Origin of the sequence: Exiguobacterium sp. s189 (assembly GCF_018617615.1) — a bacterium.
GTDB lineage: Bacteria > Bacillota > Bacilli > Exiguobacteriales > Exiguobacteriaceae > Exiguobacterium > Exiguobacterium aestuarii_A.
Map to the genome: position 1 here is coordinate 255924 of NZ_JACSKM010000001.1, position 19876 is coordinate 275799.

At 49.5% G+C, this 19876-nt stretch carries 23 protein-coding genes; 8 read left to right on the forward strand and 15 right to left on the reverse strand.

Annotation, left to right across the window (positions count from 1 at the left end):
* Complete coding sequence (gene glyA / locus KNO99_RS01245; RefSeq protein ID WP_214744574.1) at positions 1–1254, reverse strand: serine hydroxymethyltransferase; 1254 nt, start codon at positions 1252–1254, stop codon at positions 1–3.
* A gap of 128 nt (positions 1255–1382) precedes the next feature.
* On the opposite strand from glyA, the gene KNO99_RS01250 reads away from it, so the two are divergent.
* The 7 genes from KNO99_RS01250 to KNO99_RS01280 all read left to right on the forward strand — a co-directional run bounded on the left by KNO99_RS01250 (position 1383) and on the right by KNO99_RS01280 (position 6215).
* The gene (locus tag KNO99_RS01250; protein ID WP_214744576.1) at positions 1383–2168 is read left to right on the forward strand and encodes an alpha/beta hydrolase; all 786 of its coding nucleotides are present in this window, start codon (positions 1383–1385) and stop codon (positions 2166–2168) included.
* Positions 2169–2250: 82 nt separating this feature from the next.
* A complete protein-coding gene (locus KNO99_RS01255; protein WP_214744578.1) occupies positions 2251–2688 on the forward strand; it encodes a MarR family winged helix-turn-helix transcriptional regulator in 438 nt (145 codons plus the stop codon).
* 50 nt (positions 2689–2738) lie between these two features.
* Positions 2739–3392: an SDR family NAD(P)-dependent oxidoreductase gene (locus KNO99_RS01260; protein ID WP_214744580.1), complete on the forward strand. Its 654-nt coding sequence runs from the start codon at positions 2739–2741 to the stop codon at positions 3390–3392.
* A complete protein-coding gene (locus KNO99_RS01265; RefSeq protein WP_214744582.1) occupies positions 3389–3925 on the forward strand; it encodes an NAD(P)H-dependent oxidoreductase in 537 nt (178 codons plus the stop codon). The genes KNO99_RS01260 and KNO99_RS01265 overlap by 4 nt, the downstream gene beginning before the upstream one ends.
* A gap of 9 nt (positions 3926–3934) precedes the next feature.
* Complete coding sequence (locus KNO99_RS01270; protein WP_214744583.1) at positions 3935–4273, forward strand: winged helix-turn-helix transcriptional regulator; 339 nt, start codon at positions 3935–3937, stop codon at positions 4271–4273.
* Between the two features lie 81 nt (positions 4274–4354).
* Positions 4355–5062 carry a type 1 glutamine amidotransferase domain-containing protein gene (locus KNO99_RS01275; RefSeq protein WP_214744585.1) on the forward strand — a complete coding sequence of 236 codons (708 nt, stop codon included), beginning with the start codon at positions 4355–4357 and terminating at the stop codon, positions 5060–5062.
* A 16-nt stretch (positions 5063–5078) separates the two neighbouring features.
* Positions 5079–6215, forward strand: a complete 1137-nt coding sequence (locus KNO99_RS01280) for a low temperature requirement protein A (protein ID WP_214744587.1) — start codon at positions 5079–5081, stop codon at positions 6213–6215.
* Positions 6216–6252: 37 nt separating this feature from the next.
* Here KNO99_RS01280 and KNO99_RS01285 read toward each other — a convergent pair whose 3' ends face one another.
* The 10 genes from KNO99_RS01285 to rho all read right to left on the reverse strand — a co-directional run bounded on the left by KNO99_RS01285 (position 6253) and on the right by rho (position 14463).
* On the reverse strand, positions 6253–6795 hold the full coding sequence (locus KNO99_RS01285) for a TIGR01440 family protein (RefSeq protein WP_371743023.1): 543 nt from the start codon (positions 6793–6795) through the stop codon (positions 6253–6255).
* A complete protein-coding gene (gene rpiB / locus KNO99_RS01290; protein WP_074035852.1) occupies positions 6792–7232 on the reverse strand; it encodes a ribose 5-phosphate isomerase B in 441 nt (146 codons plus the stop codon). The genes KNO99_RS01285 and rpiB overlap by 4 nt, the downstream gene beginning before the upstream one ends.
* A 4-nt stretch (positions 7233–7236) precedes the next feature.
* A complete protein-coding gene (locus KNO99_RS01295; RefSeq protein ID WP_083600182.1) occupies positions 7237–7737 on the reverse strand; it encodes a low molecular weight protein arginine phosphatase in 501 nt (166 codons plus the stop codon).
* Positions 7738–7758: 21 nt separating this feature from the next.
* Entirely contained in the window at positions 7759–8769 is a 1011-nt protein-coding gene (locus KNO99_RS01300; protein ID WP_214744590.1) for an L-threonylcarbamoyladenylate synthase, read from the reverse strand.
* Positions 8750–9610: a peptide chain release factor N(5)-glutamine methyltransferase gene (prmC, locus tag KNO99_RS01305; protein ID WP_371743024.1), complete on the reverse strand. Its 861-nt coding sequence runs from the start codon at positions 9608–9610 to the stop codon at positions 8750–8752. The genes KNO99_RS01300 and prmC overlap by 20 nt, the downstream gene beginning before the upstream one ends.
* The gene (gene prfA, locus KNO99_RS01310; RefSeq protein ID WP_074036532.1) at positions 9607–10677 is read right to left on the reverse strand and encodes a peptide chain release factor 1; all 1071 of its coding nucleotides are present in this window, start codon (positions 10675–10677) and stop codon (positions 9607–9609) included. The genes prmC and prfA overlap by 4 nt, the downstream gene beginning before the upstream one ends.
* An 82-nt stretch (positions 10678–10759) precedes the next feature.
* A complete protein-coding gene (locus tag KNO99_RS01315; RefSeq protein WP_214744592.1) occupies positions 10760–11371 on the reverse strand; it encodes a thymidine kinase in 612 nt (203 codons plus the stop codon).
* Positions 11372–11477: 106 nt separating this feature from the next.
* Positions 11478–12701, reverse strand: a complete 1224-nt coding sequence (locus tag KNO99_RS01320; protein WP_214744595.1) for a cation:proton antiporter — start codon at positions 12699–12701, stop codon at positions 11478–11480.
* A 99-nt stretch (positions 12702–12800) separates the two neighbouring features.
* Complete coding sequence (locus KNO99_RS01325; protein WP_012727387.1) at positions 12801–13043, reverse strand: type B 50S ribosomal protein L31; 243 nt, start codon at positions 13041–13043, stop codon at positions 12801–12803.
* An 82-nt stretch (positions 13044–13125) separates the two neighbouring features.
* A complete protein-coding gene (gene rho / locus KNO99_RS01330) occupies positions 13126–14463 on the reverse strand; it encodes a transcription termination factor Rho (protein ID WP_074035844.1) in 1338 nt (445 codons plus the stop codon).
* 396 nt (positions 14464–14859) lie between these two features.
* On the opposite strand from rho, the gene KNO99_RS15320 reads away from it, so the two are divergent.
* Positions 14860–15798, forward strand: coding sequence for a C40 family peptidase (locus tag KNO99_RS15320; RefSeq protein ID WP_251130910.1), 939 nt, complete (start codon positions 14860–14862; stop codon positions 15796–15798).
* A 40-nt stretch (positions 15799–15838) separates the two neighbouring features.
* On the opposite strand, the gene KNO99_RS01345 is transcribed toward KNO99_RS15320, so the two are convergent.
* The 4 genes from KNO99_RS01345 to murA form a co-directional block, all read right to left on the reverse strand.
* A complete protein-coding gene (locus KNO99_RS01345; RefSeq protein WP_012727390.1) occupies positions 15839–16609 on the reverse strand; it encodes an ABC transporter permease in 771 nt (256 codons plus the stop codon).
* Positions 16599–17525 carry an ATP-binding cassette domain-containing protein gene (locus KNO99_RS01350; protein WP_214744597.1) on the reverse strand — a complete coding sequence of 309 codons (927 nt, stop codon included), beginning with the start codon at positions 17523–17525 and terminating at the stop codon, positions 16599–16601. The genes KNO99_RS01345 and KNO99_RS01350 overlap by 11 nt, the downstream gene beginning before the upstream one ends.
* A gap of 87 nt (positions 17526–17612) precedes the next feature.
* Complete coding sequence (glpX, locus tag KNO99_RS01355) at positions 17613–18584, reverse strand: class II fructose-bisphosphatase (RefSeq protein WP_074035838.1); 972 nt, start codon at positions 18582–18584, stop codon at positions 17613–17615.
* Between the two features lie 14 nt (positions 18585–18598).
* Complete coding sequence (murA, locus tag KNO99_RS01360) at positions 18599–19855, reverse strand: UDP-N-acetylglucosamine 1-carboxyvinyltransferase (RefSeq protein WP_214744599.1); 1257 nt, start codon at positions 19853–19855, stop codon at positions 18599–18601.
* Between the last annotated feature and the right edge of the window lie 21 nt (positions 19856–19876).

A 19876-nucleotide genomic window follows, 5' to 3' on the forward strand; every position in this document is an offset into this window, starting at 1 on the left:
TCAGCCTCGTTCTGGGTAAAGTGGGAACTTCGCAGTTAACGTACGCACGTCTTGAAGTGCTTCTGCGAGTACCGACTCATCTTCATGTTGTTTAAGCACACGACCGATCAAGCGTGCCACTTCTTGCATATCGCCCTCTTTGAAGCCACGTGTCGTCATTGCTGCCGTGCCGAGACGGATTCCGCTTGTGACGAACGGTGATGCTGGATCGAATGGGATTGTATTTTTGTTGACCGTGATCCCTGCAGCGTCGAGCGCATGTTCCGCCGCTTTCCCTGTGATGTCGATTCCTTGAAGGTCGACGAGTAAGAGGTGGTTGTCCGTTCCGCCCGATACGATTCGGAGCCCCTCTTCTTCAAGACCAGCCGCAAGTGCCTGTGCATTGGCGATGACTTGACGTTGATACTCTTTGAATTCTGGTTGGAGTGCCTCTCCGAACGCGACTGCTTTCGCTGCGATGACGTGCATGAGCGGTCCACCTTGAATTCCTGGGAAGATGGATTTGTCGATTGCTTTCGCAAACTCTTCTTTACAAAGAATCATACCGCCACGTGGTCCACGAAGTGTCTTGTGCGTCGTCGTCGTGACGAAATCCGCATGCTCGACCGGGTTCGGGTGAAGACCTGCCGCCACGAGTCCAGCGATGTGCGCCATATCGACCATGAGGTACGCATCGACACTATCCGCAATTTCACGGAACTTCGCGAAGTCGATTGTGCGTGGGTAAGCCGACGCTCCCGCGACAATCAATTTCGGTTTATGTTCTTTCGCAAGCGCTGCGACGACGTCATAGTCGATGTGTTCTGTCTCTTTGTCTACACCGTATTCGACGAAGTTATACTGCACTCCCGAGAAGTTGACCGGGCTACCGTGCGTCAAGTGACCGCCGTGTGATAGGTTCATCCCGAGCACCGTGTCTCCTGCTTCAAGCACTGTGAAATAAACTGCCATGTTCGCTTGTGCACCAGAGTGTGGTTGTACGTTCGCATGTTCTGCACCGAACAATGCTTTCGCACGGTCACGCGCCAAGTTTTCAGCGACGTCGACAAATTCACAGCCACCATAATAACGGCGTCCTGGATATCCTTCGGCATATTTGTTTGTCAATACGCCTCCTTGCGCTTCCATGACCGCTTCTGAAACAAAGTTTTCTGAAGCGATGAGTTCGATGTTGTCGCGTTGACGACCGAGCTCGTGTTGCATTGCCTCAAACAATTCTGCATCCTGCACTTTTAACTTCGTCGTATTTACCATGTGAAGACCCCCTCTAAATGTCTAAAAATCAACACCCCCATCGTACCACACGCTTGTTTTTTTGGGTATCGCTATAATCTGACGAAAAGTTGGGTATCATTTAGAGAGAATGCAAAGGAGGTCACTTCATGATTGAGACAAAAGAAATCACGATTACACCGTTCGAACGCACCCGAACGGTTCGGGTGTATACACCTGCCGACTATGAGACATCGGAAAAACGGTATCCCGTTCTCTATATGCATGACGGGCAAAACTGTTTCGCCGACGAGGAGGCAAGCTACAACATGAGCTGGCGCGTCGGTGAATATTTAGACGCCTCGAAACGTGACTTGATCGTCGTCGCACTCGATAGCGCACCTGGGGAAAAACGACTCGATGAGTACGGACCATGGGAAAACCCATATATCGGGGACAGCCTGCTCGGACGAGATATCGTCCTCGGCGGAGAAGGATCGGCGTATATCGAATATATCGCTCAAGAATTGAAACCAAAAATCGATGCCGACTACCGGACCATTCCGAAAGAAACGGCGATGATGGGAAGCTCGATGGGTGGACTCATCTCGGTCTACGCAGCGTGTGTGTATCCTGAAATCTTTAAACGTGTCGCTTCTTTATCGTCTGCCTTTTGGTTCAATCAAACCGAGCTGGAGCAATTGATTGAGGCGAGTGACTTAAAAGGTGTCGAACGCCTTTATCTAGACGTCGGTGCCAAAGAAGTCGAAGAACCGATGGAGAACGGACCGACGAACGAGATGTACCGCGAGTCGAGTGAACGGGTGTACAACCTGTTAAAAGACAAGATCGAACACATCCGTTTCGAAGTGATTGAAGAGGGTGTTCATAACGAACTTGCCTGGCGCGAGCGTTTCCCGATGGTCGTGTCGTATTTATTCGGCGAAGAATTATAAACCTGAGGTGAGTGTCCATCGTTGACACTTGCCTCATTTTATTTTAAGTTGTATATACAAACGTTTAAGGAAGGAGGATCCGATGGAACGTATTCAAGAAGAAGATGATCTTTTGATGTATTGTCTTTATTTCACGGCTAGCCGCTTCGCACGCAACATCTCAAAGCTTGCGGATGACGCAATCGATGGTGAATTGGCTCCATCTTACTATTATTTGATGCTCGTCGTGCATTTCCATCCTGGAATCACTCAAAAAGAATTGAGCGAACGCTTATCACTCGCACCTTCAACGAGTACACGTTTCCTCGATAAACTAGAGAAATTAGGCTTGATTCAACGTGACGTCATCGGAAAGCAATCGCACATCGCGTTAACGTCATCTGGAGAAGAAGCATACACAGAGTTTCGTCAATCGTTGAAGACGTTATTTGCGAACTATGCCTCCATTCTCGGGAAAGAAGAGAGCGAACTTCTCAGCAAAACATTGCACGAAGCAAATGAACAACTCGAAAAAAAATAAAAATTTTTACACTTTCATGTGTATATACAACTATCAAGGAGGACATTATCATGTCAATGAAAACAGCAGTCATTATCGGAGCCGGTCCAGGGATTGGTCTTCATACAGCAGAACAATTTGCTAAAAACGGCTACCAAGTCGCACTTCTCGCCCGAAATGCTGATCGATTAGCAGACTATGAATCACAACTCGTTCAAAAAGGATATACGGCAAAAGGGTTCGAGGCCGATACACGTTCGGAAGCAGATTTACAAATGGTGATGGGGCAAATTCATGAAATGTTCGGCTCGATTGATACTGTCGTCTACAACGCGGTGGCCGCGACACCGGGACGTCCGACTACCCTTACTTCAGCGGACGTCATCCGCGACTTTGAAGTGAACGTACTCGGCGCATTGATGAGCGCGCGTTTTGCCGCTCCATATATGGACGGCGGATCGATTTTATTGACGGGTGGCGGACTCGCCCTTTATCCGTCGGCAGACTACGCGTCACTTGCCATCGGAAAAGCCGCACTTCGTAATCTCGCCTACAGCCTTCACGAAGAACTAGCCGACTCATCGATTTACGTCGGGACGTTGACCATCAAAGGATTTGTACAAGAAGGAACGTATTTCGCACCTGAACGCATTGCGGAAGCATTATATGACATGCACGTTCAGCAAACCGAGGTCGAGCGCATGTACGAGGAAGAGCAAGCATGAGAACACTCGTCATCCTCGCCCATCCGAATTTAGAAACATCCCGCGTCAACAAAACGTGGAAGACAGCTCTTGAACAGCACGAAGATGTGACAGTACACGACCTGTATGCGACCTATCCCGATTTCCGAATCGACGTGGCACGTGAACAGCAATTGCTTCTATCGCACGACCGGATCGTATTCCAATTTCCCTTCTATTGGTATAGTAGCCCGGCTCTTTTGAAAGAATGGCAAGATGTTGTCCTCTCCTATGGATGGGCATATGGACAATCGGGTACAAAATTACATGGGAAAGAATTTATTCTGGCCGTCTCAACGGGAGGTCCCGCTGATGCGTATCGACCGGATGGGTACAATCGTTTCACGATGGAAGAATTGTTGTCCCCGTTTCGTGCGATGGCCAACTTGACAGGCATGACGTATCTCCCCCCTTATATCGAGAGCGGGGTACGGACACTCACAGTCGAACAATTAGAACTGAACGCACGTCATCTTGTAGAACACGTCACCGAGGTTCATCTCATTCGAAAGTGAGGAATATCTATGGCTACTTTTTTGTATCAAGACCGAACGTTTGAATGTCCCGTGCAATTGAGTATGAATGTCATCATGGGGAAATGGAAAGTGCTTGTGTTATGGCACGTGTTACGTCGTCCGCGCCGTTACGGTGAACTAAAGCGATCAATCCAAGGAATCAGTCACAAAGTTCTGGCTGAGACATTAAAATCTCTTGAAGAGGACGGTTTCTTGTTACGAATTGATTTTCATGAAAATCCTCCGCACGTCGAATACCAACTGACCGATCAAGGTCGAGAACTGGAGCCGATTTTACTCGCCCTACAACAATGGGGTATGCGTTATAAAACAGAGTCACTTACCTAAAAGTGCGTACTTGTCCTCCTTTTTATAGCTGATACGATTGAAGAAAGTGATCGTATTCACCTAACGAAGGAGGAATTTTTTATGAAATCCGTATTATTGGTCGTATCGAATCCAGCTGTTTCGACCACAACAAATTGGCCGGTCGGTTTTTGGTTATCTGAATTGACGCACCCATACGAAGTATTGAGTGCAAAAGGTTATCAACTGACGATTGCTAGTCCGAACGGTGGCAAAGTCGAGTGGGATGCGCTGAGTGATCCGACACATGAAAGTGGTTACTCGAAACATGATACGTTGTCTCTCAAATATCTAGATGATGCTGATTTCCTTGCTTTGCTAGAAAATACGCCAAAAATTGGCGACCTCGATCTCTCTGGTTTCGATGCGATTCTCGTTGCCGGCGGACAGGCACCCATGTTTACATTCCAAGATGCTGACTCATTAAAAGAAGCATTCGAAGCTTTTTACGCAAGTGGAAAACCTTCTATCGCCCTGTGCCATGGAACGAGTTTATTATTATACCTCCAAGAGGAGAATCGTCCATTCGTTGAAGGTAAAGTGATGACAGGATTTACAAACGAAGAAGAAGATCAGGCCGATGCTTCAGTAGGAATGAAAGTCATGCCATTTCGAATCGAAGAAGAAGCGATAAAACTTGGAGCTCACTTCAAAAAGGCTGAACCTTGGACACCATTCGTCGTTCGAGATGGTCATTTGATTACCGGTCAACAACAAGAATCTGGTCAAGCTGTCGCAGAAGAGCTCGTTCGCTACTTTGAAGGTACATGACGAGGGAGGAGATGACATGAGTGAGTGGTCCCGACCACATGTTCATTCAACCGAGGGACATCGACAAGCTTCCTGGATTGAACTCTTTTTCGATCTTGTGTTTATCGCCTCGCTGGCAGAAGTCATTCACTATGTAGAAGCGCATCTTGCGGATGGTTTCGCTCATACTATCGGATGGTTTTTCATCTTGTTTACAGCACCTTGGATTGTGTGGAGGAGTTCAACCTTTTACTCGGATCGGTATGAAGAAAATACGACACGACATCGCCTACTCATGATTGTTCTCATGATCCCAATCGGATTGTTCGCCTACTCGATTCATTACACAACGAATCACGAGTATGGATGGTTTATTTTAAGCTTTGTCCTGTCTCGCTGTTGGCTGTTGTTTATGTGGGGTAGTGTCAAGATGACCGAGTCAGCCCAGAAGCAGACGTTCCGCGTCTTACTGATTGGTCATGGAAGCGCGATGCTACTCGTGACGCTCGGATGGTTGACCCACTGGATGGTCCCGCTCGTCACGATTGCACTTCTGATCGAACTATTTCAGACGCTGTTTACACTTCGGTCTCATGAAAAACTCCCTGCCCTCACGCACAATCATCTACCCGAGCGATTCGGACTCTTTACGATGCTTGTCCTCGGGGAAGGAGTGCTCGGAGTCATCTATATCTTGAGCGAATCATCTCAGTTATTCCTGCCATTTCTTTTATTTTTACTCATTGTCTCTTGTTTTTGGATTTACTACGACCAAGTCATTTATCGTCTATTTGAACCGACGGCTTGGCATATTTACTGGTGGAGTGTTTGGAACTTAGGAATCGTCGCTTCACTCCTACTCATCCGCTCCGCATTTATCGGTCTAAAAACAGAAAACACGGATTCCATGCTTTTATTATTGATCGGTGTGCTTCTGTTTTTACTCACGACAGGTGGTTCGGGAATTGTTGGCAAAAAAGATGAACTGTCACGGCGTATGACGAAACGTTTTCTTCAACTTCGTTTTTTGATGAGCCTTGTGTTACTGACTGGATATTGGATGATTAATTCTGTCTATATTTTCGTATCAATGACCCTTTTTGTTCTCCTTATCGTCTTGTTACAGGGGATGTATTATTGGGTCAGATATTTAAAACCTCATGCAAACAAATAAAATGACGCGTACCGTAAACAAGTCGGTACGCGTCATTTTATTTGTTTGGATAGTGAGCTCGTGGCCCACCAATCAGTTTTGGTCTCGTGATTGCGAACGTGACGTACGCTTCGCCGAGATGTTTCGAGGATAGTCGAACCGGAATAGCCACTGGTTTCAAATGCATCCCGATCAACGTCGAGCCGATATCGATTCCCGCATCCGCTTGAATCGATTCGACGACACACGGTTCCTCGAAGTTCGCATAGGCTTTCTCCGACATCGCCCCACCCGCCGAGCGGACAGGAACGACCGTCACTTCCGTAAGACCGAACTGCTTCAGCGTCCGGCGTTCCACCGTGAGGGCACGATTGATGTGCTCACATCCTTGAAACGCCAAATGGACACCTGTCTTCTCTCTAAACTCAAGGAAAGCTTCCATCAACTCTTCTGCGACGTCGATGGACCCTGCCTTTCCAATCGTCTTCCCAAGCACTTCACTCGTGGAGCATCCGATGACGAGAATACGCTCATCATGTAACGGGAACCGTTCGTGAAGCTCCGTTAATAATCCGAGAAGTTCCGTCTTCATCGGGCTCACTTCGATTCGTATGCGCTCATCTTGTCGACACGGTTTGAGTGGCGTCCGCCTTCAAAGTCCGTCTCGAGCCACGTCGCCACCAAGTCGACCGCAAGGCCAGGTCCGATGACACGCTCGCCCATCGTCATGATGTTCGAGTCGTTATGCTGACGTGTCGCTTTCGCACTGAATGAGTCGTGAACGAGTGCCGCACGAATCCCTTTGACTTTGTTCGCTGCGATTCCGATTCCGATTCCTGTACCGCAAATCAAAATCCCACGATCGAATTCGCCTGCCGCGACAGCTTCTGCGACCGGAATGGCTACGTCTGGGTAGTCAATCGAGTCGGCCGAGTGCGTGCCAAAGTCTTTATACTCATGTCCGAGTTCCTCAAGCAATGCTACGATATCTCTCTTTAAGTTGAATCCGCCGTGATCGGCGCCAATTGCAATTTTCATTCGTTCATTCCCCCGTCTTTTTTGGTAGGCGTCTCGGTGGTTTCGTCACCTTTGACCCATCATTCGTTAATTTTAGCACAAGTCGATTCACGAGTGGCTCGAGTTCGTTTCGCACTTGGCGATACACATTCATCGAACCGCCGAACGGGTCGTTGATGTCTCGCTCAAGCCCTGTCACGAATTCGTAGAGCGTGTACGTCCGCTCTGCCAAATCCGGGTATGTATCCCGAATTTGTTCGCGGTGCGCACGTGTCATCGTCAAGATGATGTCCGCCCAATTTCCTAACACCTCATCGAACGTCTGGGTGACGTGGTCGAGCTCGATCCCACGTTCTCTGAGAACTTGCAGTGCATTTTCCGAAGCATCGAATCCTTGCATCGTCCGTAGACCGGCTGAGCGAATATCAAACTCTTCCCCTGTCATCTTTGAACGAAGTAAGGCCATCGCCATCGGGCTTCGGCACGTGTTGCCACTACATATGAATAATACGCGTTTCATTGACATCGCGTGTCCTCCTCTATGTCTTTAGGCATCTTTCGTCGGGTGAACGACCTTCCCTCCCGCCGCTTTGTACAAGCGGTTGTAAACGGCTAAGGCGACCCCGACCGGTTCAATCTTGTTCACATAAATCTCATCGACATCCGTTTCATCAAATCGACGAAGGGCATCGTATAAACGTTGCGCCGCCATTTCCATCGAAGTACCGAGGGAATGGGTGACATCAGCCATTGTCGGCTCTTCATCGAATACGAGTGCACCGATCCGCAATCCCGCTTGCTTCCGCTCCTCGATGACACGTTGCAAATCCTGACGTGTGCCATCGACTAAAAAGACGGGCGCCGTTGGGGCATAATGCGTGTATTTCATTCCCGGTGATCGTGGTGCGGCTTTGTCGTCACTCAAATTGGCATCTAAGGCGACCGGTCCGATGACAGCTTCGATTTCTTCTCGCGTCACGCCACCCGGTCGTAAAATCGTCACCGTGTCACCCGTACAATCGATGACAGTTGACTCGACGCCGATTCCAGTTGGTCCTCCATCGACAATCCCCGCAATCCGCCCGGCCAAATCGTCAGCCACATGTTGAGCGGTCGTCGGAGAAGGACGCCCGGAACGGTTCGCACTTGGTGCCGCAAGTCCTAAGCCTGACTCGCGAATCAACTCAAGTGCCGCCGAATGATTCGGCATCCGAAGTCCGATGGAATCCAGTCCTGCGGTCACGAGCGATGAAGCTCGGCCGTTTGAAGGCAAGATGATCGTCAAAGCGCCTGGCCAAAACGCATCCATCAAGCGCTTGGCAACGGGAGGAATCGAATCGACAAACAACTTCGTTTGTTCGATTGAAGCGATATGGACGATGAGTGGGTTATCCGACGGTCGGCCCTTCGCCTCAAAAATCTTACGAATCGCCACATCATTCATGGCGTCCCCTGCGAGACCATAGACCGTTTCTGTCGGCATGGCGATGATTTCACCCGCTTGAAGAAGACGTACCCCCTCTTCAATCTCATTCGATTTAATCCATTTCGTTTCCATACGCAATCCCTTCCCTTACGGCATAGACGATACGGTCCTTGCCGTTTATATCTTTTAAAATACCCGTTTCTGCTTCAGGATAACGTTCAGACAGTAATGATTTCACATCTTGTCCTTGGTTATACCCGATTTCAAACGCAATCAATTGCCAATCGGCACGTAAGACGCGCACTGACTCTGAAATCAGTTGGCGATACATATCGAGTCCATCCGCTCCGCCAAAGAGTGCGAGATGCGGTTCATAACCGACAACCGTCTCATCTAATAGCACGTCTGCCTCGATATATGGTGGGTTCGAGACGAGAATTCGAATCGATTGATCGGCAATCGGGGCGAGCCCATCTCCTTCAAAAAAGCGTACATTCGCACCGAGCGTTTCCGCATTCCGTTTCGCGACCGCAATCGCTTCCGGGGAAATGTCGACGGTCTGCACCCGGACACCGAGTTCTACACTGAGCGTGATCGCAATCGCCCCGCTCCCTGTTCCGACATCGACGATTTCATCGTCTGCTACGTGACGAATTTGCCCGAGAAGCCAGTCAATCAACTCTTCTGTTTCCGGTCTTGGGATTAAGACGTCCCGATTCACTTCGAACGAGCGACCATAAAACGGCGCCTGTCCGATCACGTGTTGCACGGGTTCTCCAGTCAATAGACGCTCGATTCCGGCTTCGAACCGTTCCGCTTCATCTTTGGATAGTTCATCCGACAATCGAATGAGGAGACCCGTCCGGTCGACATCGAGCACGTGCATGAGCCACCATTCGGCAGCCGCACGGTCGCGCCCGGCCTTTTGAAGCCGTTCCTCTGTCTGCTTAAGTAGCGCGGCGACACGCATCATTCCGCATCCTCCATAAGACGTGCCTGTTCATCCATAATGAGGGCGTCAATGATGTCCTCGAGTTCACCCGCTAATACACGATCTAACTTCTGGAGCGTCAATCCGATACGGTGATCGGTGACACGACTTTGTGGAAAGTTATACGTGCGAATCCGCTCAGAGCGGTCCCCTGTCCCGACAGCGGATTTTCGCTGTGCCGACAGTTCTTCCATATGCTCGCTTTGCATCTTGTCATATAGGCGTGCCCGAAGGACCTTCATCGCCTTGTCTTTGTTTTTATGTTGCGATTTCTCATCCTGACACGAGACGACGAGACCAGACGGGATGTGTGTCAAGCGGACAGCGGACTGCGTTGTGTTGACGGACTGTCCCCCTGGACCTGACGAAGTGAACGTATCGACACGTACATCTTTCATATCGATGTGCACCTCGACATCTTCCGCTTCAGGTAAGACGGCAACCGTCGCCGTAGACGTATGAATCCGTCCACCTGACTCCGTCGACGGGACGCGTTGTACACGATGCGCGCCGTTCTCAAATTTGAGCTTTGAATAGGCACCTGCCCCGTTGATCATGAACGTGACTTCTTTGAATCCACCGAGTTCGGTATAGTTCGCGTCAATCAGTTCAACTTTCCAGTTTTGACGCTCAGCAAATCGCGTGTACATCTTATATAAATCGCCTGCGAAAAGGGCTGCCTCGTCTCCTCCTGCCGCACCCCGGACTTCGACGATGACGTTCTTATCATCATTCGGGTCTTTCGGAAGCAATAAAATTCGCAACTTCGCTTCTAATTCTTTCACTTCCGGCTCTAAGAGGTTCATCTCTTCTTTAGCAAGCTCGCGCATGTCGGCGTCGAGCGTCCGGTCTTCGAGCATCGCCTTCGCTTCTTTGAACGCCTCGCTCTTCTCTTTATATTGACGATACATCTGTACCGTCTCTTCTAACTGCGCCTGTTCTTTCGAATATTGTCTCAACTTCGTCGAGTCGCTGAGCACTTCTGGGTCGGCGAGCATTTCATTCAATTGCATATAGCGATCTTCTAATACACTTAAACGGTCAAACATGATGATCCGTCCTTTCTCCGTCAAATCAAACTCTATCTATTATAGCAAAAAAACGGACCGCCGAGGGCGGTCCGTCGATTCATCAGTCTGCCACCGTATGGCGGACCGGATGTGGTTTATTCGGTACGTCATGGCAATGACGGCATCGCGGTTCGTACGACTCCGAAGCCCCAACCAAGATGACCGGATCTTCATAACGAGCCGGCTGTCCGTCAATCAAGCGTTGCGTCCGTGAAGCTGGTGCACCACATGACAAGCAGATTGCCTGCAGTTTCGTCACAAACTCCGCACGCGACAACAGCTCAGGCATCATTGTGAACGGTTCACCTCGGAAGTCCATATCGAGCCCAGCACAGATGACACGTTTGTCCTCGTTCGCGAGCTGTTCGATGACATCGACGATTCCTTCGTCAAAGAACTGTACCTCATCAATCGCGATGACTTGCGTTTCTTCGCGCACGGCATCGTATAAGTCTTGGCTCGACGCGACGGGTACCGCCACGACCGAGTTGCCCGTATGTGAGACGACGTTCTCTTCATGATACCGGTCGTCGATTGCTGGTTTGAACACTTGGACCGGAATCTTTCCATAGTGAGCGCGGCGGACACGGCGAATCAATTCCTCCGACTTCCCTGAAAACATACTCCCACAAATCACTTCAATCCAACCATATCGGTTCGTCACATGCATCATTGTTCTTCGCCCTCTCCATCGATAATCGCTTTCCGATTATACCTATCTTTCGAGTTGAGGAAAAGGGTTGACTTCTTCCAAATTCTTTTTGAAGTGAATCTGTCCTTTACTCGTCGGCTTTCGCTTCTTTTTGCACATCAATTAATTTCAATTTACGTGCGAGCGGTCGAATTGTGAGACCGTGTAACGTTACGGAAATGAAGACGAGTCCGAGCGTGAGCGGTAACATTTGCTTCGCATCGTCAATCCCGAGATGCGCGACTTCTTCAGCAAAAAATCCAGCGACTGTCATCGCGACGATTCCACGCGGTGCAATCCAGCCGATAAATCCTCGTTCCGCCAGCGGCAGTCCTCCACCAATCGTCGACAAGTAAATCGCCACTGGGCGAACCAAGAAGAGAATCCCGGCAATCGTCAAGAGAAGTGGCCATTGGAAGATATTTAAGAGCTCGGCGCGTGAAAGCGACGCCGTCAATAAGATGAAGACGGACGAAATGAGCAAGATTGAAATGTCTTCTTTAAACGATTGCAATTCTTCGATAATCTCTTCGTCCCGATGTTTCGTATTGGCCATCGTCATCCCCATCGCCGTCACGGCGAGAAGCCCGACTTCGTGCATCATGAGTTCGCTAAGCGAGAACAAGATGAGGACGGCCGTCAATGTGACCGAGGCACGCAGGTAACGTGGTACCTTCTCCGCGACAAACCATCCCATGAGGAGATGCCCGAACAAATACCCGAGTCCGATCCCGACAATACAAGCACCAGCAAACAAGAGCTGCATCCATAAGTCCATTCCTTCATATACGATGTACCCGAGCCGGACGACGAAGAGTCCGAGCAGTGCCCCGACCGGATCGACGATAATCCCTTCCCACTTCAAAATCGCTCCGACACGATCTTTCAAGTGTGCTTGTCGTAATAACGGGATGACGACAGTCGGTCCTGTCACGACGAAGAGTGCACCCATCGTCCATGCGACGACCCAATGCAGACCTCCAACGTGCTGGATGAGTAGCGACATTCCGACGAACGACAGCGCGACCCCGACCGTGACGATGCGGACGATTGACCGTCGGAATTGATTGATCTCGCTGAAGTGAAGCCCGAGACTTCCTTCGAATAAGATGATGGCGACCGCAAACGAAATGATGGGACTATATAAGTCCCCTAGTAGTTCACGCGGATCAAACAGCCCAAGAATCGGACCTGCCAACACCCCGGCGAGCGTCATGATGATGATTGCCGGAATTTGATAACGCCATGCCAACCATTGCGACATGATGCCGACCCCGATCAACAAGCTGATACTGATGAGTATAAGTTCCATAACGGCCCCCTAACGACATTCTTTTGTCTCTTTACCCGCGTCTATGTAACAAAAAACCGCCAAGGGCAATCCCTAGGCGGTGAGCATACAACTTTACGATTAACGTTGGTATTTCTTGTTGAAGCGCTCGATACGACCATCTGCAGATGCGAATTTCTGGCGACCTGTGTAGAACGGGTGCGAATCAGAAGATACATCGACACGGATGAGTGGGTACTCGTTTCCATCTTCCATCGTGATTGTCTCGTTAGAGTAACGAGTTGAACCAGTGATGAATTTGAATTCTGTCGTCGAGTCCATGAATACGACTTTACGGTATTCTGGGTGGATTCCTTGTTTCATTGCTTTTCAACTCCTTCGGCCCTAAGTATTCTTTCAACCTAGAGAAAGTTCACTAGAATATAATATCACCCTACTATAGGATTTACAAGTCTGTTTTCGTTTTTTTCACCGGTCGTCTTTTTTTCTTATCCGCCTCTAGCGCAGCGAAAAAGTCGAGGTTCGTTTTCGTCTCGCGGACACGGCGTAAGAAGTGTTCGACGAAGTCTGGAGACTCGTTCATCGTGCGGCGAATCGTCCATAGCGAGTCGAGTTCGTCCTTGCCGAGTAACAACTCTTCTTTCCGCGTTCCCGAACGACGAATATCGATTGCCGGGAAGATACGGCGTTCCGCCAATTTTCGATCCAGGTGGAGTTCCATATTCCCCGTTCCTTTGAATTCCTCATAGATGACGTCATCCATTCGTGAACCGGTATCGACGAGTGCGGTCGCAAGAATCGTCAAGCTACCTCCGTCTTCGATATTTCGGGCTGCCCCGAAGAATTTTTTCGGTTTGTGGAACGCTGCCGGGTCAATCCCTCCAGAGAGCGTCCGTCCGCTCGGCGGAACGGAGAGGTTATACGCACGCGTCAATCGTGTGATGGAATCAAGTAAGATGACCACGTCTTTCTTATGTTCCACGAGACGCATCGCCCGTTCGAGGACGAGTTCTGAAATGCGCGCATGGTTTTCCGGTGTCTCATCAAACGTCGAGAAGGCTACGTCCGCATCCGGTACAGAACGTTGGATGTCGGTCACTTCCTCTGGTCGCTCATCAATCAACAGAATGATGAGTTCGACGTTCGGATGATTCGTCGTGATTGAATTCGCAATTTCTTTTAAGAGCGAGGTTTTCCCCGCTTTCGGTGGTGCGACAATCAATCCACGTTGTCCGAATCCGACAGGGGCAATCATATCCATGACACGTACAGAAAGATGTTTCGGCTCTGTCTCGAGCACCATCTGTTGTTCCGGATAGATCGGCGTAAGTGCCGGGAAGTAATCGCGTGACCGCGTCGAGTCCGTCGACTCCCCGTTGACCGCCTCTACACTCAACAACCCTTGGAATCGTTCGTTCTCTTTCGGTTTGCGGACTTTCCCCGTCACGAGGTCCCCGTTTCGGAGGTTAAAACGACGAATTTGTGAAGCAGCGATGTAAATGTCTTCTGAAGATTGAGAGTAATTGATTGGTCGGAGGAAGCCAAATCCGCCGTCATTTTGCGACTGAGGATTCGGTGGAATGATTTCTAGAATACCTTCGAGGAAGTATAAATCTTTTGATTCGGCTTGAGATTTCAAAATCCGGAACATGAGCTCACGTTTCCGTGCTTCTCGGAAGTTTGGAACTTTGACTTCTTTGGCGATCTCATATAATTCTTTTAACGTTTTCGTCTCGAGTTCACGAAGCGTGTAATTTTTTGTCGGTTCTGTCTGTTGACTCATTCAAGTCACCTATCTTTCTACATTTCATTTAAGACATATTTAATGCTTATGCAAACTTGTCATGTATGTTCTGTCATCATCTAACCACATTTTTTAAATGTCGTCACTGTGCAAAAAGCCGTCTTTCAACTAAGCGTTTCCCTCTTGTACAAATTCTTACACGATTCTTCCTCGTTTTGTAACAAAAGGAGTACTATATCCACATATTGTTTCATTTTCGTTACAAGAAAACGCTTTTTTGACTCGTGATTGAAAAATGCCATCGGTCTCGCACATGATATAGTTTATTTGCACAGGAAACCGGGTACTATCCGCAAATTGTGCTCGACTATTAAAATATTACTCGACTTTGTCATATAATAACGATTTGATTTTAAAAACGGAGGGAATTATACAATGTTAAAGCGTATTGCATCTATCGTCGTCGCTGCTACTGTTGCTTTCTCGGGTCTCATGTTCTCAACTGGTGAACAAGCAGAAGCTGCTTCGAGTACATCGGTTTATTCAAAGGTAAATTCTCTAAATATCCGTACTGCTGCATCATTAACATCTTCTAAAGTTGTTGGAAAAATGAACAGAGGACAATCTTATCAATATCTTGGCAAATCTGGTTCATTCTATAAGATCAACTATAAAGGTAGCACACGTTACGTTTCAGCTTCTTCAAAATATACATACACGAAGAGCAAGAAGACGACAGTCAGCAAAACTTCTACTACCTCTTCTAAAAAATACAGCACAGTGAAATCAAAAGTGAATTCATTGAACATCCGTTCGAAAGCTTCGTTGAAATCGTCTGTCGTTGGAAAGATGAACAACGGTCAATCGTATAAGTACCTCGGAAAATCTGGTTCTTTCTATAAGATCGAATATAAAGGCAAAACACGATACGTTTCTGCTTCTTCGAAATACACGTCTTTAAGTAGCTCGACGGCAACTACAAAAGCCACTGCATCTAAGGGATCAACAGATGCTCGTTCAAAACTCGTCGCCGAGTCGAAAAAGTATCTAGGCACACCTTACCGTTACGGTGGAACGACAACTTCTGGATTTGACTGCTCAGGTTACACAGGCTACGTGTACAAAAAAGCAATCGGCAAAACACTCCCACGTTCTTCACGCCAGCAATATTCAAGCGCGAAGAAAATCTCGAAGTCATCGATTCAAGCTGGTGACCTCGTCTTCTTCTCACATTCAGGTGGGACGATCCAACACGTTGGGATGGCACTTAGCAAAACACAAATGATCAACTCAGAAACAGGCGGCGTGAAATACGCGAGCTTCACTTCTGGATACTGGGCACCACGTTACGTTGGCGCTGGATCATACCTCTAATACAACATCACGACTCGGTTCATGGGAACCGAGTCGTTTTTTATTTTTGCTTCAATGCCCCTCTCGCATTCGTCGCCGCAAAGACGATCATGAGCACACTCATCGTCCCAGCGACCGCAAGTCCTGCCGATAGAGCCCCCCAGTCAATCTCCGGTTGGGTCAAAACGGCCCGCATCCCTTCAAAAATGTACGTGGTCGGATTGAATGTCGCCGCGACTTTCAGCCACTCTGCCTCAATCAATTCTTTCGGAACGAACGTTGTTGATAAGAAAATGAGTGGGAAGAACAAAAGCGTACCCGCCTGCGCCGCTTGTGCATTCCGTGTCTTTAACGCGACGCCTACAGAATAGCCCGCAAATCCAAGACCGAAGCCGATGGCGAGTAATACCGTGAAGAAAAAGCCGACCGCCCCGACAGGAATCGTGAGGCCGAGTAAAAATGCGACCGCAAAGATAAGTAGCGTTTGAACAAGTAACTGCAACATCCCGGCAATCATTGGTCCGAGCACGATCGCAGTCCGGGTCGCGGGAGTTAATAATAACCTTGCAAAATACCCACTCTCGATATCACGAACAAGCGCTTGTCCGGTCCCCCCTGCCCCACCGACCGCTCCTGACACAATCGATACCGGTAAGATGAAGTTCAAGTAGTCACTTCCTTCGAACTGAGGAAGGGACGCCACGCTCGACAGTCCGCTCGTATACACGAGTAAAAAGAATACAGAGATGATCAAGTTCGGAATAAATGAAAACGGATTTCGGATCGTCGTGACCAAACTCCGTTTCGTGAATAACCACGTCTCAGTCCACACGAAGCTCGCCCCCTTCATAAGATTCGCCCGTCACTTGTAAGAACACGTCATCAAGCGACGGTTGTTTCACCGTCAAACGCTCAGGTTGTAGTCCTTGTTCGTCTAACGCCCGAACGATTTCGGTCAATGTCACACCACGCAGTTCGAACGATACATGGTTCCCGTTCGCCGTCGTCTGAAAGAGCGTGGCGGCAGTCGTCGCGTCTGACTCGTTCGAGAAATCCATCGCAATCGTCTCACCACCGACGAGTTGTTTCAGCTCCTCAGCCGTTCCTTCACTGACAATCTTCCCGTGATTGATGATGGCAATCCGGTCCGCTAGTTCATCTGCCTCTTCTAAGTACTGGGTCGTCAAAAAAATCGTCGTCCCAAACTCTTGATTCAGTCGCCGCACTTCATTCCATATCTCAATCCGACTCGCCGGGTCGAGACCCGTCGTCGGCTCATCTAAAAACAAAACGGTCGGGCGATGGACGAGCGTAAGGGCCAAGTCGAGACGTCGTCGCATCCCCCCTGAATACGTGCCACTCCGTCGATCTGCGGCATCTGTCAGGGAGACGACTTCTAATAATTCATCGGCACGACGGCGTGCTTCCTCGTTTGACATCTTAAACAATCGTCCTTGCAAGACGAGTAGCTCACGCCCCGTCAGCACTTTGTCGATTCCAGTTTCCTGTAAAGCGACCCCGATGGACAGGCGGACGTCTTTTTCTTGTTTGACGACATCGAATCCGTTTACCCGTGCCACTCCGGACGTCGGACGCACGAGCGTCGTCAACATTTGTACCGTCGTCGATTTACCGGCGCCGTTCGGTCCTAAAAACGCAAAAATTTCTCCTTCTTTCACGGAGAACGAAACATCGTTCACCGCCGGAACATCTTTGAATGTCTTCACGAGTCCTTCCACTTCAATCATCATCCCCACCTCCTGACTATCCATTCCCGTTTTCATACGATTTCATCACAAAAAAGTCGCGGACGTTTACACATCCGCGACTCCATGTTATTCAGGTTTCATGACCATTTTCGGTTTTTTCGTGAGGGAGTGGTTCCCTTCTACGAAGCGTACGGTACCAGACTTGGCACGCATGACAACGGAATGCGTTTGTCCACCTTGCGATGTGAATTGGACGCCACGTAACAATTCACCGTCCGTCACACCTGTCGCCGCAAAGATACAATCCTCACCTTTTACCAAGTCATTGAGTAGAAGGATTCGATCCGTATCTTCGATGCCCATGTCATGGCAACGTTGTTTTTGTGCCTCGTCTTCCGGGAGCAGACGTCCTTGGAAATCTCCACCGAGACACTTCATCGCGACAGCGGCGATGACGCCCTCAGGTGCCCCACCTGAACCAAGTAGCAAGTCGACACCTGTTTTCGGGAAAGCCGTGTTGATCGCTGCGGCGACATCCCCGTCTGGAATCAGCTTGATTCGCGCCCCAGTCGCCCGGACCCGCTGAATGATTTCTTCATGTCGGTCCCGATGTAAGATCGTCACAACGACATCTTCCACGTTTTTCTTCTTCGCTTTCGCCACAATCTCGATGTTCTCTTCAATCGAGTTGTCGAGACTGACGAGACCGGCAGCTTCCGGTCCGACCGCGATTTTTTCCATGTACATGTCCGGTGCGTGAAGGAGGTCTCCCGCATCGGCGACTGCGAGAACAGCGAGCGCTCCCCACGTTCCGGTTGCCACGATGTTCGTCCCTTCTAACGGGTCAACCGCGACATCGAGACGTGAGCCATAGCCGTTCCCGACCTTTTCTCCGATATAGAGCATCGGGGCCTCGTCCATTTCGCCTTCTCCGATCACGACAATCCCCTTCATCGGAATCGTATCAAAGACGTCACGCATCGCCGTCGTCGCTGCATCATCTGCCTCGACCTTTAAACCGCGACCCATCCAACGGGCTGAAGCAAGTGCCGCTGCTTCTGTGACCCGGACCAGTTCCATCGATAAACTTCGTTCCACCCGAAATCTCCCCTTTATGCCTCGGTGTGATCTTCCACCCAAACGAGCGCACCGAGTTGTTTTAATTTGCCGACAAAGTCGACGTATGAATCATTCAACCGTTCTGCATGAAGTAACGTCGATTCTCCAGACGCCTGAAGTGCTGATAAAACGAGTGCCGCGGCACTCCGCGCATCTGTACATTCCATTTCTGCGTTCGCGAGTTGATTTCCTCCGCGAATGACCGCTGAAGAATCTTCTAGCGTGATTTGCGCGTTCATTCGGCGCATCTCGGCGATATGTCGGAATCGTTGGGAATACAGTTTGTCCGTGACAACGCTCGTCCCGTCTGCCTTCAACAAAGCCGCTGACATGATCGGCTGCAAGTCACTCGGATATCCTGAATAATGGAACACGCGAATGTCTGTTGGCAAGGATTGATTGGCGGTCACCGTCACCGACTCCTCGCCAACTTCCACTTCCGCACCATAATCCAATAGTTTTTGGATGACTCCTTCTAAGTGCGTCGGAATGATCGGTTGCACGGTCACACTCCCTGACACCGCGCCGAACATCATGAACGTTCCTGCCTCGAGGCGATCGGGGATCAACGTATGCGTACACCCATGCAAACGTTCGACTCCTTTGATACGAATCTCATCGGTACCCGCTCCACTCACGTGTGCGCCCATTGATGTGAGCATCGTTGCCACATCGACGACTTCAGGGTCACAGGCTGCATTTTCGATGACCGTCGTGCCTTTCGCCAAGACCGCCGCAAGCATCGCACTCACAGTTGCCCCGAACGACCGTAAGTCTAAGTAAATCCGATTCCCGACGAGTTCTTCGACCCGGACGTGATAGAGACCGGATTCATTCTCGACATGAATGCCGAGACGCTCCAACGCTTTCAAATGTAAATCAATCGGTCGTGGACCAATCGCATATCCTCCAGGTAGCCCGACCGCCCCTTTTCCGAATCGAGCGGCGAAGACACCGAGTAAATAGACAGCGGCACGGACTTTCCGCGTCTCCGAACCGAGGAGAGGCATGGCGACCGCTTCATTCGAATGAATGGTCATCCGTTCGCCCTCACGCTCGACCCGAACCCCTAGCTCTCTCAACAAGTTGACCATCACTTCTACATCTTCAATCATCGGGACGTTTTCAATCGTCACCGATTCTTCTGTAAGAAGTGCAGCCACAAGACAAGGGAGGGCGCTTTGTTTCGCTCCGCTAATTTCGACGGTTCCTTCTAATTTTTGCTGCCCAACGATATGGAGAATTTCCACGCTGATCAAAACCTTTCTACG

Bases quoted from the DNA above. Each gene is read 5' to 3' on its own strand.
- glyA (WP_214744574.1), bottom strand. From the start codon at position 1,254: ATGGTAAATACGACGAAGTTAAAAGTGCAGGATGCAGAATTGTTTGAG.
- KNO99_RS01250 (WP_214744576.1), top strand. From the start codon at position 1,383: ATGATTGAGACAAAAGAAATCACGATTACACCGTTCGAACGCACCCGA.
- KNO99_RS01255 (WP_214744578.1), top strand. From the start codon at position 2,251: ATGGAACGTATTCAAGAAGAAGATGATCTTTTGATGTATTGTCTTTAT.
- KNO99_RS01260 (WP_214744580.1), top strand. From the start codon at position 2,739: ATGTCAATGAAAACAGCAGTCATTATCGGAGCCGGTCCAGGGATTGGT.
- KNO99_RS01265 (WP_214744582.1), top strand. From the start codon at position 3,389: ATGAGAACACTCGTCATCCTCGCCCATCCGAATTTAGAAACATCCCGC.
- KNO99_RS01270 (WP_214744583.1), top strand. From the start codon at position 3,935: ATGGCTACTTTTTTGTATCAAGACCGAACGTTTGAATGTCCCGTGCAA.
- KNO99_RS01275 (WP_214744585.1), top strand. From the start codon at position 4,355: ATGAAATCCGTATTATTGGTCGTATCGAATCCAGCTGTTTCGACCACA.
- KNO99_RS01280 (WP_214744587.1), top strand. From the start codon at position 5,079: ATGAGTGAGTGGTCCCGACCACATGTTCATTCAACCGAGGGACATCGA.
- rpiB (WP_074035852.1), bottom strand. From the start codon at position 7,232: ATGAAAATTGCAATTGGCGCCGATCACGGCGGATTCAACTTAAAGAGA.
- KNO99_RS01295 (WP_083600182.1), bottom strand. From the start codon at position 7,737: ATGTCAATGAAACGCGTATTATTCATATGTAGTGGCAACACGTGCCGA.
- KNO99_RS01300 (WP_214744590.1), bottom strand. From the start codon at position 8,769: ATGGAAACGAAATGGATTAAATCGAATGAGATTGAAGAGGGGGTACGT.
- prmC (WP_371743024.1), bottom strand. From the start codon at position 9,610: ATGATGCGTGTCGCCGCGCTACTTAAGCAGACAGAGGAACGGCTTCAA.
- prfA (WP_074036532.1), bottom strand. From the start codon at position 10,677: ATGTTTGACCGTTTAAGTGTATTAGAAGATCGCTATATGCAATTGAAT.
- KNO99_RS01315 (WP_214744592.1), bottom strand. From the start codon at position 11,371: ATGATGCATGTGACGAACCGATATGGTTGGATTGAAGTGATTTGTGGG.
- KNO99_RS01320 (WP_214744595.1), bottom strand. From the start codon at position 12,701: ATGGAACTTATACTCATCAGTATCAGCTTGTTGATCGGGGTCGGCATC.
- KNO99_RS01325 (WP_012727387.1), bottom strand. From the start codon at position 13,043: ATGAAACAAGGAATCCACCCAGAATACCGTAAAGTCGTATTCATGGAC.
- rho (WP_074035844.1), bottom strand. From the start codon at position 14,463: ATGAGTCAACAGACAGAACCGACAAAAAATTACACGCTTCGTGAACTC.
- KNO99_RS15320 (WP_251130910.1), top strand. From the start codon at position 14,860: ATGTTAAAGCGTATTGCATCTATCGTCGTCGCTGCTACTGTTGCTTTC.
- KNO99_RS01350 (WP_214744597.1), bottom strand. From the start codon at position 17,525: ATGATTGAAGTGGAAGGACTCGTGAAGACATTCAAAGATGTTCCGGCG.